Here is a 16,321-nt window from a genome sequence, read left to right as displayed (position 1 = left end):
CATTTGCCATCTGATTACTGAATCAATGAAATCCACTGCAACCTTCCTCGCCCTGAGCCTCGCCGCATTGCTATTTTCCTGTGAAAAGCCCAACGAAATTGACGAAGACAAACCGCGCATCAAATCCATTTCCATCTCGGGTATTCCCGACAAAGACATCGAGTTCATTCCCGAACGTTATGTCATCAATGTGCAGCTTCCGGCCATGGTACCGGAAGGCGGTTTAAAGCCTAATTTTCAACTCACTGAAAATACCGAAATCCTGGAAGGGTTGACCCCGGCCGGTACTTTTGAATCGAGGCTTCTTTGCGGAGACCACTCGCTCAATACATCCAATCCGACAACCCTGATCGTGGCTAATGACAAAAAAACGGCCATATACCGCAATACGACCACCTACCAGATTAACTTCATTCGTCCTCTCGGTTGCCCGGAAGTACTAGGAAATATCCCCATCACCTATTCACGAGACAGCAGTAACGCCAATTCCATGCAAATCCAGGTACCTTTGCAAAATCCGTTCAGTTCTTTTAAGGTTTTTGCAATACGTTTAAAAAACCTGTCAACCGGTGCGCAGCACGACAACACCCTACCGTCCTACCTTGGCGATTATTTTCTTAACAGATGCCCATCCGGAATCGACAACCGCGTAAGCCTGTTTTACACGTCTTCCCCCAAGGTACCCCCCGGCCCAGGTTCTTACGAAGTTTCCGTTACCATGAATTGTGGAGAAAGCCAGCGTACCCTAACCTTTCCGCAGCCGCTGGTAATTGCCGAGTGAAAATTCAGGTAGCTAAAACCACACCCACTATGAAAAAATCGCTGTTATTGCTTTCCGCACTTTTGCCGGGTACCCTGGCTCTCGGACAAAAAACCGAAGCCTTCGTATCGTTGAATTCGGGGCTGTTTTCGTTTCGGGGGTTGTGGTACCTGACAACGTCCGTATCACCTCCTACCTTTCCGTCTATAACAACCAGTACGACAACTCCATTCTGTCGCTGCCCTATGGACCGAAGCAGGGACTCTCCTACGGTACCTGCTTTCAGGTTCAGCGCGTGCACCAGGAACACTTTATCGCGGGGATGAGCCTGGGCTACGAAAATTTACGCAGCAGGGTACCTATCGAAGCGGTGGAGGGGATGGTATACTACACTTCATTCAATACACCCGCTTCCGGTCGGGCGTACTTGGCCAACCACTTCATCAACGGCTTCCCCTACCTCGGCTACCGCTTCGATCTCGGGCCAATGGCACTCGACCTTACGGGTGGCGTGGATGTGGGGTACCTATACTTTGGCCGCATAGTGGGTCGGGCCACCACCGACGAGGGCAAAACATACCAGGTACAAAGGCGCTATAAAACCAACTCTTTCGATGCCCGCACCCGATACCAGCTCACCCTGACGCGAAAGCGGTTTGGGGTGTATGCGGGCTATTCAAACGGGTTCGTGAATTATACACCCCGGAGCTGGACATATGGCTGGAAGGTTGAGCGGACTCGTGTGAAGTCTAACCTGATCCGGTTTGGAATTTTGTATAAAGTAAAGGGCTAAACCTCAATCTACATGAAAAAGCTACTGTTTCTCTCACTACTTGCTTTGTATGCCTGCGACAAACCTTTCTGTAATGAAAAACCCAACGACGAAATCGCGGGAATAGTGATCAAGGTAATCGGCGACCAAACCTACTCGGCCTATGATCCCGAACGGGGCGAGGACCTTGCGCGCTTCGGCATCCACATCACCACCGACGCGCAGTACCGCCGGGTGTTTGCCCATTGTTGCGCCGCCCGGTTGGATAGCCTGGATTTCACGCAATACGATCTGCTGGGATTGACCACGGTCAATAAAGGCCAACACAGTACCTACCTGCGTAATGTGCAGCGTGACGAGAGCGCGAAAAAAGTAACCTACACAGTCACCGAACGCTACTGCAAACGTTCATCCCCGGTCGAAGGCCAGGGCAATTTCGTGCTGGTACCCAAGGTACCCTCCGGCTATTCGGTCGAGTACGTACGGAAATAAAAGGAGAAATTCTTCCAGCCAGGAGTCGGTGCTTTCAGAAGATCCCGGTGCGATCGGGTGGAAACATCCTACCGACGGCTCAACCAACACGTATAAGGTACCTTCCGATTGGAACCCAAAGGGTACCATACTCGCCCCTACCTCGTCCTAAACGTATGTTGTAATCCAGGGTACCTTCACGCAACATACCGGCTTCTATTAAAAAATTGAAAATTCTGCCCAAAAGCGAGAAAATTGGTACGATATCTGCACGAGAAATGCTTTATGGTCTGGTATCGGGACCTTCAAATTTGACAATATCCTACTCATTTTAAATGAGTTGTGGTGGATTGAGGCAGGCATCCCGGCATCGGGAGCAGGTAGGGGATAAAATCTTTGAGAGGTACCTGAGTACCGAGCGGTAGAAAGTGACCGGGTTTCAAGGTCATTTTTCGAATCATTACTTCATCCAGGCAGGCCTGTCTCCTACCCGATTGGGGAACAGCCTGACCCGGTAAGATTTTACGATAGAGCCTTACATTAAACGCTTCAGTTGGAATGAACCGCTACATTACTCAACTAATTGAGGATTTGAAAGCCTTACAGAGAGGTCCATCCGAACCCTGGTACAACCCAGAAGAAGGTGTCGAACTGGACTTTGCGGATGTAGTGCGGTACCTCAGCAGTGATCACGAGCAGCAGCTTGGCGAGATGCTCGATCTCCTGCCGGAGCAGTTCCCGCCCGTGCAGCAGCTTACGGCCCATCAGATGCGGGCTGTGGTTTCGGCTTATACCGAACTGCTTTCAAGCTGGGGCATTTGCTTGGTCATACCCGAGGGGGTACCCGCCGAGATAGCCTACACGACCGCGGTGGGTACATTACAACGGGAGGTTTTTGTGTCCCAGCACGGTATGGTTACCCTTGAATTTTGCAATTACATCCAGGAGGAGTGCCCGTTTGGAGAATGGTGTCACTGCGACGAGTACGATGATCTGCCATCCGATGAGAACGAGGCCGATGACAGCCCCGCTGATCGCCGAAATCCGTAGTTATCCGGGGATGTATCTACCCCTACTTCACACTTTTGTACCGTCGTGGCTACTGCGATAGGTTTATGCTACACGAGCTGTCGTACAGATTCTTTCCCAAGGGCAACTACGCCCTAGGTACCCTCGTTCAACAGGCGGCAATCAGGTACTTTCATCGTATCTTGCTGGCACTGAACCGAAAACAAACGACTTCTTGTATGAAAATCCTGCGTATACTCCTACTCGTCGGCGGGCTGGCGGGGCTGACTGGCCGCGTACTGGCCCAATCGAACTGGAAAATGGCGTTGGACTCCACGCAGTTCAACTACAACGACACATCCAAAATAGCCCGGAGCGGGGCCGTGGTTATTTCGCAGCAGCACAAGCATCCCCTGAACAACATGATGCTGATTAGCACCCGCTACGATTCACTGCTTGCCCGCGGCCTGTACGTGGGCATGAACGAGCCGCGTTACGACCTGGACATCCCCGATTCCACGGCGGTGGGACTAATCGCCCGGCCCCAGGACAGTTCCCAGGGGCTGATTGTGAACAATTTTGCCAATTTCAAAACCGGCGTGATATTTCCCGACGTCCACACGAGCTCGGGCGAGTTCAATATCTTCCGGGGATCGCCCGATACGCTGGGTTACCGCGACGGCGGACAGGTAGCCAAGCTGGCTACCGTGAAGGTATCGGGTACCTTTGGTCACAACGCCCGCCCCTACCGGACCACCGATTTCGACCTGATCAACCTGCGGCTATTCACCGACAGCGAAGCGGGTAACCCGGCCGTGATCGACAACTTTTATGGCCTCCGGCTCGAAGGTTTTCGGGGAGTAAATCCCGGTATCATCAACCAGGGCTGGGGAATCTATATTGCGCCCGCCCAGCTGAAAAACTATTTCTCGGGGTCTGTAGGTATTGGCACCACGGTCATCGCCCATGCGCTCACGGTGTCGGCCCCTACCGATCCGATTCAGGTAACCGGACTACAATACGGGACCGACGACACGGATGTACTGACCATCGATGCGCAAGGGGTATTTCATAAAAAAACTCTGCCCACCTCCCAGCCCCACTTCGTGACTACCACCGGCGACACGGTACTTTCGCCCGATGTAAACCTGTATATTCATAAGGGTGGAGACGCGCGCTTTACGGTACCCCCGGCGGCTAGCCGGAAGGGACAAAGCTGGCGGATCGTCAATCTGGGTTCGGGTACCATCACGCTGTCGGAGCCTTTTTGTGTGGGAAACGAAGCGCGGCAACATATCTTCAACAGCCCGGACGCCTATACTTTTCAGCTATTTTCGGACGGTGAGGTTTATATGGCCCTGCACTGACGGTTGTCTGATGGCCAATAGCTCGCAGCGATCGGATTGGCGACTTTCAAAGGCGGATAAACGAAAAAAACTTAAATGTGAAGGCGCGGCCGGTTAGATTTTCCCGTTTTATTGTTTTGATAGGCAGATCAATCCCTTTTTTTTACAATATGCAACGACGTACCGCGCTTAAAAACGTAGCCACTACCCTGGCCGGGCTGGCCGCCCTCCCCGCCTGGGCTAACGGCTGGAATCAGCAGCAGCTTTCCAAAACCCATTTTCTCACACCCGCCGAAGATACGCTCCTGGCCGAAGTGGTGGAAACCATCATTCCGGCTACCGATACACCCGGCGCCAAGGAACTGGGCGTCCACCGTTTTGTGCAGAAAATGCTCGACGACTGCTACGACCAGAAGGCCCAGGAATCGTTCAAAGCGGGCCTGGCGGCGTTGGATGGGTTCAGTCAGCAGATCTTCAAAAAGCCTTTTGCGGAAGGTACCGCCCCACAACGGATCTATATTCTGGAAGGTACCGAGCTGAGCGACGATCCGGCCAAAAAAGCTTTTTTCGGTATGGTCAAAAACCTCACGATTCAGGGTTATATGAATTCAGAGTACGTCATGACCAACCTCACCCATTATGAGATGATCCCCGGCCGGTTTCATGGCTGCGTACCGGTGGAGAAAGCGTGAAAATTGTTTTTTGTTGAATCGTTTTGTGTTTACTGGTAGGTTGTTCGCTTCAACCAGGCTGTTTTGGAATAGTGTATTCTCAATCAAAACCATTTCGACAAAAAACAAAAAACAGTTCAACAACATTTTAACGCCACAGATCAACCCACATGCCAAATTTCAACATAGATAGTCAGAAAGCCCGTACCTACGACGCCATCGTGATCGGATCGGGCATGAGCGGCGGCTGGGCCGCCAAGGAATTCACTGAGAAAGGCCTGAAAACCCTCGTGCTCGAACGCGGCCGCGATGTAAAACACAACGTAGATTATCCCACGACCAATAAAATGCCCTGGGAGTTTGAGCACCGGGAGCGGATGCCCAGGGAGGTGGTGGAGGCCAACCCCATTCAGAGCAAATGTTATAATTTTAAGGAATCAGCCGCGCACTTTTTTATCCGTGATCAGGACCAGCCCTACGTGCAGGAGAAACCCTTCGACTGGATCAGGGGCTACCAGGTAGGGGGCAAGTCGATGCTGTGGGCCCGCCAAACCCAGCGGTGGAGCAAGTACGACTTCGAGGGCCCGGCCCGCGACGGCTTTGCGGTGGAATGGCCCATCGGCTACGACGACATCGCTCCCTGGTACAGCTACGTGGAGAAATTTGCGGGTATCACGGGCAACAAGGACGGTCTGGACGCCCTACCTGATGGCGAATTTCTGGCTCCCCACGAGATGACGTGCGTGGAGAAGTATTTCAAGGAAAAAGTAGCGGGTACCTACAAAGACCGGCATATCATCATTGGTCGCGCCGCGCACCTGACCGATCCGCAACAGATTCACTACGATCAGGGCCGGGCCAAGTGCCAGCACCGCGTCATGTGCGAGCGGGGCTGTCCGTTTGGCGGCTTTTTCAGCGCCAATGCATCAACAATCCCCTGGGCCATGAAAACCGGCAACATGACCCTGCGGCCCCACTCGGTGGTACATTCGATCATTTACGATGAGAAGAAGCAGAAGGCAACGGGGGTACGGGTGATCGACGCCAACACCAAGGAGATGACGGAGTTTTACGCCAGGGTGATATTCGTGAATGCGGCGGCCATTAACTCCAACCTGATTCTGCTCAATTCCACCTCGTCGCGTTTCCCGAACGGCCTCGGCAACGACAGTGGTACCCTGGGCCGGTACTTCGCCTTCCATAATTACCGCGCCCGGATTTCGGGCGAATACGAGGGCTTTTTGGATACCACCACCGACGGTCGGCGGCCCAACGGCAGCTACATCCCCCGCTTCCGCAACCTGTACAAGCAAGAAACGAGCGGTCCGGCGTCCCGGTTCCTGCGGGGTTATGCCGCCGGTTTCAGCGCCCATCGCCGATCGGGCAGTGACCGCGATTCACTGGGGGCTTCCCTGAAAGAAAGCTTGTTGCATCCGGAGTTGGGCAACTGGAGTGTGGGTTCGCACATGATGGGCGAAACGATTCCCAAGGAGAGCAACTACCTGGCGCTTGACCCTAGCCTGAAAGATCCGTACGGTCTGCCCCAGTTGAAAATTAACGTCGCTTACGACGATAATGACGAGAAAATGGTGAAGGATTATCTGGAGCAAATGACCGAAATGTTTACGATGGCGGGCTTCACCAACCTCCGCACCAGCGACAGCAAGCAGGCCCCCGGCCTGGACATCCACGAAATGGGCGGAGTGCGCATGGGAAAAGACCCTAAAACCTCCATGCTCAACAAATGGCACCAATTGCATGAGGTACCCAACGTGTTCGTCACCGACGGCGCCAGCATGACCTCCACCTCCACCCAGAATCCGTCGTTGACCTACATGGCCTTCACGGCCCGGGCGGCCAACCACGCCGTGGAAGAAATGAAAAAGAAGAACCTGTAACAACAAAACCACAGAATAGAAGAATGGCCCGCCCCGGATAAACCAGGGTGGGCTTTTTTGTGAGTCTATTCTTTTAAAAGCATTGTTTCTGGCCTAAACTTCAACAGTTTTAAAAATTTTCAGAAAAAATAGGATTAAAATCGCTACTTGCTGTCATAAGTATACTAAAGGCCGGTCAGAGCTTGATAAGTCCACCAACCTGAATTCATAAATCCTGTAACTCGGTGCTATCCAAAACCCAAAACAAAAGCTTGTGGAATACTTTCCGGCAGGGCGATCGGACCGCGTTTCAGCGCATTTATGAGCTGCACGCCCGGGAGCTGGTCAGCTACGGGTACCGTATCACCAGCAACGTACAGCTTATCGAGGATAGCCTGCATGATCTCTTCATCGAGCTATGGCAGAGCCGTGAGAACCTCAGTGAAACCGACTCCATTCGGTTTTACCTGTTCAGATCGTTGCGCAACAAGATTCAGCGGGCCCAGCAGCAGGATGTATTCCATAGGGCCACCGACGTAGCCCAAATGCATCACCTGGAAGGCGAAGACGAAATTATAGAAACCCAATGGATCAAAACCGAGGGAGAGGAGCAGCTTCTTCGGCAGCTCAAAGCAGGGTATGCCCACCTGAGTCCACGGCAACAGCAGGCCATCGACCTACGTTTTACACACCATTTTAGCAACGAGGAAATCGCCCGTATCATGGGCATCAACTACCAGTCGGCCTGTAAGTTCATATACTCGGCTCTGAAGGTACTACGTGAAAATATCCGTATTCTGAGTCTGTACGCTGCGCTCTTTTTGAGAGATTTTTTGTGATTTTCCGACATAGCCACCACCTGAACATAAGCCAACTACGACACAATGGACTACTATCAATTCACCGCCGAAGACTTTGCCGTCGACGACTACTTCAAGGAGTGGGTATTGACCCCTACGCCCCGAAGTGAGGCGTTCTGGCGGGAGTTTCTGGCCGAGTATCCTGAGCGGTATTACCAGGTGGAAGAAGCCCGTAGATTGGTAGAAGGCTTGGGGACGATACATCAGGACGTGCTTTCGGCTACCCAGGTAAACCACGTATGGACCCGCATTGAAGGTACCCTTGCCTCCATAGAGCGGGAATCGCCCGGACGCTGGCTTTCCAAGCAGCAATTCTGGCAGCTGGCAGCATCCGTTGCATTGCTGCTAGCGCTGGGCTGGATGTTACGATCTTACAGGCCAACGAACGAGCCTGGACTGGCTTCCTACCCTTCCAAGCAACAGCATGAGTGGATAGATACGGTAAACGAAGCCGAGAAAACGATGCTACTAAAGCTATCAGACGGCAGCAGAATCCAACTGAGTAAGCACAGCCGCCTCAAATATCCCAAGGATTTTACGGGTTCTACCCGTGAAGTATACCTCACAGGCGAGGCTTTTTTCGACATTCAAAAAAATCCCAAGAAACCATTTCTGGTATATACCAATGGCCTGATCACCAAAGTACTAGGTACGAGTTTTCAGGTTCAGGCACCCCTGTATTCTCCTAACGTTACCGTATCCGTCAAGTCGGGTCGGGTATCGGTATATGCCGATAAATCCAATCCCACCCAGGACCCCGAAGCTGAAGGCGTTGTACTTACTCCCAATCAGAAAGCCGTTTTTCAAAGACCGGAGGCGACCATCAGTAAGTCCCTGGTTGAAAAACCTATTCTGCTGATTCCTAAAAGCCAGAAAAATCTTTTTGCCTTTGAAGATGCTTCGGCTCACCACGTTTTTGAATCGCTGGAAAAAGCCTACGGTATCGATGTGGTATTTGATGAAGAATTACTCCGCAACTGTTCGTTAACGGTTAATCTGACCGAAGAAGACTTATACCAGAAGCTAAAAGTGATCTGCAAGGTACTAGGAGCTGAGTATAAAGTTATTGATGGCCAGGTGATTATATACAGCAAAGGCTGTTGATTGGCAATTGATTTTGGGCGGCTTTACCTCTTTGTAGTAAAATTAAACAGTTCCTGAACTCAACATTTTCACAACATGAAAAAATCTTTCCCCTTCCCCTAGTAAAATAAAAGCACCAGTCGTGTTGCGAGCACAACTGATGCCAGTTTCCTCCCTTTGATAGTCCTACTCATCAAGCATCTGTTTCCAGAGGTACAGGAGGAGCCTTTGCTTATCTATTCACAAAAACAACCAAACCTAATGAAAAAAACAGTACGTTTCAAACCCCTAGTTTTTCACCTTATGAAAATCTCACTGATTCAATATCTTGTGGCAGTGGTTTTTACGGGTGTATCCATGGCGCACAATGTCACGGCTCAAGAACTGCTACAAAAGCGGATTAGCCTGAAAATCGAAAATCAGGAAATCCGCCAGGTACTGTTGGCCATTGAGAAGCAGACCAAAGTACGGTTTGCCTACCGCCCTGTACTTATCCCCGCCAATCAGAAGATTACCCTGGTTGTTTCGAATGAAGCACTGAGTTCCATATTGGACAAAATCACCAAGCCCTTACATCTTGTCTATGAGGTAGTTGGTCAGCAGATTATTTTGAGCCCTATTCCCGAAACCGAGTCTTCGCCTACTGGTATAGTGCCACGAACCATTACGCTTCCCGTCGATCGCCAGCTGACAGGTACCGTCACGGATGAAAACAACGCGGGGCTACCGGGCGTGAGCGTGGTGTTGAAAGGTACACAGCGCGGTACCACGACCAATGCTGAAGGTCAGTTTCAATTGGAAATACCCGACACCGGTTCCCCTACGCTCGTATTTAGCTTTGTAGGGTACGTGAGCCAGGAGGTAGCAGTAGGTAATCAGTCTACGTTGCAATTAGCGATGGTACCTGAGAGCAAGGCCCTCAATGAAGTGGTAGTGGTAGGCTACGGCGTACAAAAGAAAGCCGACCTAACGGGCGCTATCGCTACCATATCGGCAGATAAGTTGAAGAACAAGGCGGCGGTTTCTTATGGAGAAGCACTGGTAGGACAAATGGCCGGTGTACAGGTTCAGCAAACCAATGGCGCACCCGGTGGTGAGGGACTTACAATCAGGGTACGGGGTACGGGCTCCATCACAGCCGGTAGCTCGCCCCTGTATGTGATTGACGGCTACCCCATGGAGAGCAGTGCTTTTTCATTGGTAAACCCTTCGGACATCGAGAGTATCCAGGTATTGAAAGATGCCTCTTCCACGGCAATTTACGGGTCACGGGGCTCCAATGGGGTCATCATTGTGACCACCAAAAAAGGCAAGGTAGGTACCCCCACGGTATCGTTCAATACCTTCTTCGGGGTCCAACAGGTGGCTCGTCAAATCGACATGATGAATACGGCTGAATACCTCGAATTTTTCAAGGACGGCCACAACCAGGCGTGGCTCGACCGCGCCCCCCTGCCCGGCGATGCTCCCCACTCGATCACCGATGGCAACGACATCCGGAGCAAGTACACCAATTCCAGTTTTTACATCATTCCCGAAAGCTTTAACAATCCCAGCAATTTTGCCGACATCAACTGGCAGGATCAGATTTTTCGCAACGCGCCCACCCAGCGCCACGAACTATCGGTAACGGGCGGGGCTGACAAAACCCGGTATGCTGTCTCGGCGGGATATACCGATCAGAAAGGGATCCAGATCAACAGTGATTACAAACGGTATAATCTGCGTACCAACCTGACTTCCAACGTCACCTCAAAGCTGGAAGTCGGCGTATCGATCAGCGGGTACTTTTCCGAAAACAATCAGGTGGACAACGGCAAGGATAGCCCCCTTTCCTATGCTCTCTACCTTCCGCCCATTTATCCGCTTCGCAATGCCGACGGTACCTATGGCTCGCAGGTTCGGAATTCCGAAATCTGGGCCGGCGACGTAGCTAACCCCGTGGGTATTGCCGAGAATATTACCAACTTCATGAATCGCAATGGTATCATTGCCTCGGCCTATGCTCAATACAACATCATAGACGGCCTACAATACAAGATCAGTCTGAATGGTACCCTCGAAAACCGGCGTCTTAAATACTACCGTCCATCCTTTGTAGACACTGATGGTTCGCGGGCTCCCAAAACCGCCGATGCCCGCAACGAAACCTGGCTCGACAAGGACTGGCTGATCGAGCAAACGCTGAACTACAACAAAACCATTCAGAAGAATAACTTCAATGTCCTGGTGGGTTATACTACGCAGAAGTCATCCGGGGAGTACGCTCAGATTCGGGCGCAGAATTTCCCGAATGATGTCGTGCGCACGCTCAGCGCCGGACAGATCGTAGGAGGCACCAACACCGAATATCAGAATTCGCTGATTTCGTATCTGGGACGGGTCAACTACTCCTTTGACGACAAGTACCTGTTTTCGGCCAGTATCCGGACGGACGGCTCGTCGCGTTTCGGAGCCAACAATAAGTGGGGTACCTTTCCTTCGGCCTCGGCCGGGTGGCGTATCAGCGCGGAGCCTTTCATGCAGAATATCCGGGCCGTCAGCGACCTGAAGCTCCGCGCCAGCTGGGGATTGGTGGGTAATAATCGCATTGGCAACTACGACGCCATCGCCCGCACCAGCATCAGCTATTACTCCCTGAATAACAACCTGGTCAACGCGGTCAATCCCATCAACTATCCCAATCCCGATCTGGGCTGGGAAAAAACCCGCCAATGGAACCTGGGCATGGATCTGGGCTTGCTCAACGAGCGCATCCACCTGGAAGCCGATGTGTATAACAGCCGCTCGGTGGACTTGCTCCTAAATGTACCCGTACCTACCCTAACGGGCTACGCTTCCCAACTTCAAAACATTGGTCAGGTGGAAAACAAGGGCATGGAGTTTCTGGTGCGGACCCGCAATACAGTGGAACGATTCAAATGGTCGACGGATTTCAATATCTCTTTCAACCGCAACAAGGTACTGGCGCTGGGGCCCGACGAGCGGCCCATTTATGCCGGAGCACCCAATGCCAACAACACCTTCATTACCACCATTGGACGTCCCATTGCCACGTTTTATGGCTATCTCTACGATGGGGTCTTTATGAACCAGGCCGAGCTGGATGCCGCTCCGCACCTGGCCAACGACCATCCCGGCGATCCACGGTATATCGATATCAATGGCGATGGGATGATCAACGCCAGCGACAAAACCTACCTGGGCAACAACCAGCCCAAATTTATCTATGGGTTCAGTAATGATTTCTCATATAACAATTTCGACCTGAATGTACAGTTGACTGGATCACAGGGAGCTCAGCTGTTCAGCTTTTTCAACCGCATGATCGGAATCTATCACGGCGATCGCAACGGCCTCGACAAGCTGAACGACCGCTGGCGCTCAGAGGAAGACCCCGGTTCGGGCCAGATCCTACGTGCTAACCGCGACCCCAAGGGTTTGCAGAAGGAACCGTCGAGCTACTGGGTGGAAAACGGTTCCTTTCTACGCATACGTAACGTCTCGCTTGGCTACACATTCCCGACTACTCTGATTCAAAAAGCGCGTATCAGTGGGCTCCGTGCTTACGTGACGGGCCAAAACCTATACACCTTCACGAAGTACCCCGGCTTCGATCCGGAAACCAGCAGCCAGGGCGATGGCCTGTCGCGCGGGGGTGACTACCTGGGCTACCCCGCCGCCCGTACCATCATCGTAGGCCTCAACGTAACGTTTTAAGTACCCCCTTTTAATTCTTTTGAAAATAAAAAAAACGATCCTATTCACCTTGCTAATCGCCGCTTCTTTTTCGTGCAAAGAGGATTTTATCAATCTTCAGCCCATTTCGGAAATGAACGCGGGGACTTTCTATAAGACCGAACAAGACATGAACCAAGCGGTCATGTCGCCCTACGCTTCATTGCAGGCCCTGTACAATCAGCTCTATATCTATGTAGGGGAAGTACGCTCGGACAACACCACATTTTCGTGGGTACCGGGCAATTCCAAAGACATGACCTCCATTGACAACTTCGGAGATGTGCTACTCTCGGATAATTCGTTTGTCACCAACCTCTGGAATAACGCCTACAATACTATCCTGCGTAGCAATATTGTGCTGGACAAAATCGAAGATGTTCCATTTACAGATCCCAAGCTGAAAGAACAGTACAAAGCCGAAGCCCGCTTCATCCGGGCGTTGACCTATTTCTACCTGGTACGCATCTATGGCGATGTACCTAAGGTGGATCACGAGCTTTCGGTCAAAGAAGCCTACACGCTGGGCCGTACTCCTACCCAGGAAATCTATGATTTCATCGTGGAGGATCTGAAATTTGCGGAAGCCAATCTGCCCGCCAGCTATGCGGCGGTCAATAAGGGCCGCGTGACCGTCGGAGGAGCCAAGGGCCTGCTGGCCAAAGTATACATGACCATGGCCGGGTACCCCCTGAAAAAAGGAGCTCCCTACTACGCCCTGGCCGAAGCCAAAGCCCTGGAAGTGATCAATAGTCCGCAGTACTCCCTGGTGCCTGATTATAAAGCGCTTTTTGATCCCAATCAGAAAAACGGTCCTGAATCACTTTTTGAAGTACAATACAAAAAAGGCGGTACCGGCACGGGCAGCCCCTGGAACAACGATTTCGCCCCTCGCTTCTCCAACAAGGAGGTAGTACTGGTAGGCGACAAGAGTGGCTTCAATGCTCCCACGCCCTCTATGTCCAATGCCTACGAAACCGGTGATCCGCGCAAGGCCATCTCCATGAGCGATGGGTATGTATCAGTACCAGGGGGCGTAACCGTGAACGAGAAGTACGTCAAGAAATATTACGATGTGTCGTTCAGTGGCTCGGATAACAATAACAACTGGATCGAACTACGTCTAGCAGATATCTACCTGCTGTACGCCGAAGCACTGGTGCGTCAAAAAAAGCAACTGGACGTAGCCCTGACCTACCTGAACAAGATTCGGCAAAGGGCCCGGAACAGTACGGGTGGCTCGGCTTCTGTCCTGCCCGATTATGCTCCTTTTAGCTCGGATGATGCCTTTTTGCTGGCGATCGAAAAGGAGCGCCGGGTGGAGCTGGCCTTTGAAAACCACCGCTGGTTTGATCTGGTACGCACGGAGCGCGCCAAACCCGTGATGATCCAGGAACAACAGGTGCAGAATGGCTTCAGTCCTTCGGCCTGGAATGACAACATGCTACTGTTCCCAATTCCTTTGCAGGTGATTCAGTCCAATCCCGATAAAATCAAACAAAATCCCGGCTACTGATGCGTATGAAACCAACGAGTAGGCTATTTACACTGGGATGCCTGGCGGCGGTCCTCGGACTGTCCTCTTCGGCTTTTTCCCAAAAAGCCAATACCCTCACTCCCAAAGAAAAACGCGACGGCTGGCAACTGCTTTTTGACGGCACCAGCACGCAGGGATGGAGTACCCCCAAAGGTGCCGCCGTACCCTCGGGTTGGGCTGTGAAGGAAGGTACCCTTACGGCCCTGAAAGAAGGTAAGGGGGGAGATATCGTCAGCCAGAATCAGTATGGTGATTTCGACCTGATGTTCGACTATAACCTTGAAGTCGAAGGCAATAGCGGGGTCAAGTACTTTTATACTACCTACGAGAAGGGGGCAATCTGGGCATCGAGTATCAGCTTCTTGACGACAAGCTCGCCGAAGACAACAAGAAGGAGAATCACCTGACGGGTTCCTTTTATGATGTAATGCCTCCCAATGCCTCCCTGAAAAAGATGAACGCCCCCGGCCAGTGGAACAGCGTCAGGATTCTGGCTCAGGGCAAAAAGGTGGAGCACTGGCTGAACGGAGTAAAAATCTTGGAATTTACCCGAGGTACCCCTGAATACACCAAAGCCGTGAGCTACAGCAAATTCAAAGATGCGGTACCGGCCTTTGGAACGGTACCCAAGGGCCATATTCTGCTACAGGAGCACGGAGCGGAAGTGGCTTTCAGAAATATAAAAATCAAACCCCTATAAAAATACGGTATGCAAAAGAGACGTGATTTTATCAAAAATATAGCAGCAGGCTCCGTAGGAATGGCCATTGGCAGCTCGGCTTACGCATTCAGTCCCAAAAGCTACAATCGAATCATTGGAGCTAATGAATTACTACGGGTAGCTACCATCGGCGTCAACAGCCGGGGCAACGGCATGGGCGCAACGTTCGCTAAAACTAAAAATGTGGAGGTAGGTACCGTCTGCGATGTGGATTCGCGGGCCATCCCTAAAGCCATCCAAACCATTCAGAAGGCGGGGCAAAAACTGACGCCTACTTCGCAGGGCGATTGCCGCAAGGTAATGGAAGACAAATCCATCGATGCCATCTACATCGCCACGCCCGACCACTGGCACGCCCCACTCGCCATCATGGGCTGCCAGGCCGACAAGCATGTGTACGTGGAAAAACCCGTGAGTCATAATCCCCGCGAGGGCGAACTAGCCATAGAAGCCGCCCGTAAGTACAATAAAGTAGTCCAAATGGGAGCTCAGCGCCGCTCGGCTCCCGTCCTGACGCAGGGTATTCAGCAATTGCACCAAGGGATTATTGGTCGTGTATATCTGGCCAAAACCTGGTACACCAACAACCGCAAGGCTACCGTACTCAAGCCCGCCCCGGTACCCGAGTGGCTGGACTACGAACTGTGGCAAGGCCCGGCCCCTCGTACGGCGTATCAGGACAACCTGATTCACTACAACTGGCACTGGTTCTGGAACTGGGGCACCGGTGAAGCGCTCAACAATGGTACCCACGAGGTCGATGTGGCTCGCTGGGGCTTGAACGTGGACTACCCTACGCGGGTAAGCTCGGTGGGTGGTCGTTATGAGTTCAAAGACGACTGGCAAACACCCGATACGCAGATCGTGATCATGGACTACCCCGGTCGCATCTCCCTGATGTGGGAGTCGCGCAGTTCCAACGGCCGCAAGATCGAGGGCCAGGACCGGGGCATTATTTTCTACGGAGAAAATGGTAGCCTGGATACCGGTGGCGACAGCTACAAGGTGTACGATATGGAGGGCAAACTGGTGAAGGAAGTTAAATCAGTCATGGAAGAGGACGAAATGCAGGGCCGTAACCTGGCCAGTCCCAGCCTGGGCATGGACAGCCTGCACGTGGCTGACTTCGCGGACGCCATTCGCAACAACCGCCGCCCCAACTGCGACGTCGAAACCGGCTACAAGAGTGTAGTAGCCATGCAATTGGGCAATATTGCCTGGCGCGTGGGTCGCGATCTGAATATCGACCCTAAAACCGGCCATATCATCGGCGACAAGGAAGCTCAGAAGCTCTGGAGCCGCGAGTACGCCAAAGGCTGGGAGCCGAAAGTATAAAGTTCAACAGGAGTAAAACACCTTTGATTGTAGTTACCGTATCCGTTGTCTGCTAAGTAGACAACGGATGTTTTTTATTATATGATCATGTACTGTATGTACTGGAAATGGTAGTTTAAAATCGCCCCTTATGGGTTGGCTT

13 protein-coding genes and 1 pseudogene are annotated in these 16,321 nt (G+C 52.0%); all 14 read left to right on the top strand.

Features of this window, described 5'->3' with window-relative positions; translation table 11 throughout:
• Positions 1–25: 25 nt before the first annotated feature.
• The 14 genes and pseudogenes from GBK04_RS22415 (at position 26) to GBK04_RS22355 (ending at position 16,179) form a co-directional block, all read left to right on the top strand.
• Positions 26–781 (top strand): hypothetical protein, encoded by a 756-nt coding sequence (locus GBK04_RS22415; RefSeq protein ID WP_152763562.1) that lies wholly within the window; start codon positions 26–28, stop codon positions 779–781.
• Positions 782–923: 142 nt separating this feature from the next.
• The gene (locus GBK04_RS22410; protein ID WP_152763560.1) at positions 924–1,553 is read left to right on the top strand and encodes a hypothetical protein; all 630 of its coding nucleotides are present in this window, start codon (positions 924–926) and stop codon (positions 1,551–1,553) included.
• Positions 1,554–1,565: 12 nt separating this feature from the next.
• A complete protein-coding gene (locus GBK04_RS22405; protein ID WP_152763558.1) occupies positions 1,566–2,024 on the top strand; it encodes a hypothetical protein in 459 nt (152 codons plus the stop codon).
• 28 nt (positions 2,025–2,052) lie between these two features.
• Positions 2,053–2,175 (top strand): hypothetical protein, encoded by a 123-nt coding sequence (locus GBK04_RS30955; RefSeq protein ID WP_373331230.1) that lies wholly within the window; start codon positions 2,053–2,055, stop codon positions 2,173–2,175.
• 386 nt (positions 2,176–2,561) lie between these two features.
• Complete coding sequence (locus GBK04_RS22400; protein ID WP_152763556.1) at positions 2,562–3,053, top strand: hypothetical protein; 492 nt, start codon at positions 2,562–2,564, stop codon at positions 3,051–3,053.
• Positions 3,054–3,118: 65 nt separating this feature from the next.
• A complete protein-coding gene (locus GBK04_RS22395; protein WP_373331229.1) occupies positions 3,119–4,378 on the top strand; it encodes a hypothetical protein in 1,260 nt (419 codons plus the stop codon).
• 149 nt (positions 4,379–4,527) lie between these two features.
• A complete protein-coding gene (locus GBK04_RS22390; RefSeq protein WP_152763552.1) occupies positions 4,528–5,049 on the top strand; it encodes a gluconate 2-dehydrogenase subunit 3 family protein in 522 nt (173 codons plus the stop codon).
• Positions 5,050–5,198: 149 nt separating this feature from the next.
• Positions 5,199–6,926, top strand: a complete 1,728-nt coding sequence (locus GBK04_RS22385; protein WP_152763550.1) for a GMC oxidoreductase — start codon at positions 5,199–5,201, stop codon at positions 6,924–6,926.
• Between the two features lie 224 nt (positions 6,927–7,150).
• Positions 7,151–7,744, top strand: coding sequence for an RNA polymerase sigma factor (locus tag GBK04_RS22380; RefSeq protein ID WP_373331228.1), 594 nt, complete (start codon positions 7,151–7,153; stop codon positions 7,742–7,744).
• 45 nt (positions 7,745–7,789) lie between these two features.
• On the top strand, positions 7,790–8,869 hold the full coding sequence (locus GBK04_RS22375) for a FecR family protein (RefSeq protein WP_152763548.1): 1,080 nt from the start codon (positions 7,790–7,792) through the stop codon (positions 8,867–8,869).
• 282 nt (positions 8,870–9,151) lie between these two features.
• Positions 9,152–12,568 carry a TonB-dependent receptor gene (locus GBK04_RS22370; protein ID WP_373331227.1) on the top strand — a complete coding sequence of 1,139 codons (3,417 nt, stop codon included), beginning with the start codon at positions 9,152–9,154 and terminating at the stop codon, positions 12,566–12,568.
• 19 nt (positions 12,569–12,587) lie between these two features.
• Positions 12,588–14,102 (top strand): RagB/SusD family nutrient uptake outer membrane protein, encoded by a 1,515-nt coding sequence (locus GBK04_RS22365; RefSeq protein ID WP_152763544.1) that lies wholly within the window; start codon positions 12,588–12,590, stop codon positions 14,100–14,102.
• Positions 14,102–14,823: pseudogene (locus GBK04_RS22360) on the top strand (3-keto-disaccharide hydrolase). Before GBK04_RS22365 ends, GBK04_RS22360 begins: the two are co-directional and overlap by 1 nt.
• Positions 14,824–14,832: 9 nt before the next feature.
• Positions 14,833–16,179: a Gfo/Idh/MocA family protein gene (locus tag GBK04_RS22355; RefSeq protein WP_152763542.1), complete on the top strand. Its 1,347-nt coding sequence runs from the start codon at positions 14,833–14,835 to the stop codon at positions 16,177–16,179.
• The last annotated feature ends 142 nt before the right edge of the window (positions 16,180–16,321 follow it).

The sequence above is a fragment of the Salmonirosea aquatica genome (assembly GCF_009296315.1).
In the GTDB taxonomy this organism is placed as follows: domain Bacteria; phylum Bacteroidota; class Bacteroidia; order Cytophagales; family Spirosomataceae; genus Salmonirosea; species Salmonirosea aquatica.
Note: the sequence above shows the minus strand (reverse complement) of the source record. Positions and strands in the feature narration are given on the sequence as shown.

Bases quoted from the DNA above. Each gene is read 5' to 3' on its own strand.
- GBK04_RS22385 (WP_152763550.1), top strand. From the start codon at position 5,199: ATGCCAAATTTCAACATAGATAGTCAGAAAGCCCGTACCTACGACGCC.
- GBK04_RS22375 (WP_152763548.1), top strand. From the start codon at position 7,790: ATGGACTACTATCAATTCACCGCCGAAGACTTTGCCGTCGACGACTAC.
- GBK04_RS22415 (WP_152763562.1), top strand. From the start codon at position 26: ATGAAATCCACTGCAACCTTCCTCGCCCTGAGCCTCGCCGCATTGCTA.
- GBK04_RS22400 (WP_152763556.1), top strand. From the start codon at position 2,562: ATGAACCGCTACATTACTCAACTAATTGAGGATTTGAAAGCCTTACAG.
- GBK04_RS22355 (WP_152763542.1), top strand. From the start codon at position 14,833: ATGCAAAAGAGACGTGATTTTATCAAAAATATAGCAGCAGGCTCCGTA.
- GBK04_RS22370 (WP_373331227.1), top strand. From the start codon at position 9,152: ATGAAAATCTCACTGATTCAATATCTTGTGGCAGTGGTTTTTACGGGT.
- GBK04_RS22390 (WP_152763552.1), top strand. From the start codon at position 4,528: ATGCAACGACGTACCGCGCTTAAAAACGTAGCCACTACCCTGGCCGGG.
- GBK04_RS22395 (WP_373331229.1), top strand. From the start codon at position 3,119: ATGCTACACGAGCTGTCGTACAGATTCTTTCCCAAGGGCAACTACGCC.
- GBK04_RS22405 (WP_152763558.1), top strand. From the start codon at position 1,566: ATGAAAAAGCTACTGTTTCTCTCACTACTTGCTTTGTATGCCTGCGAC.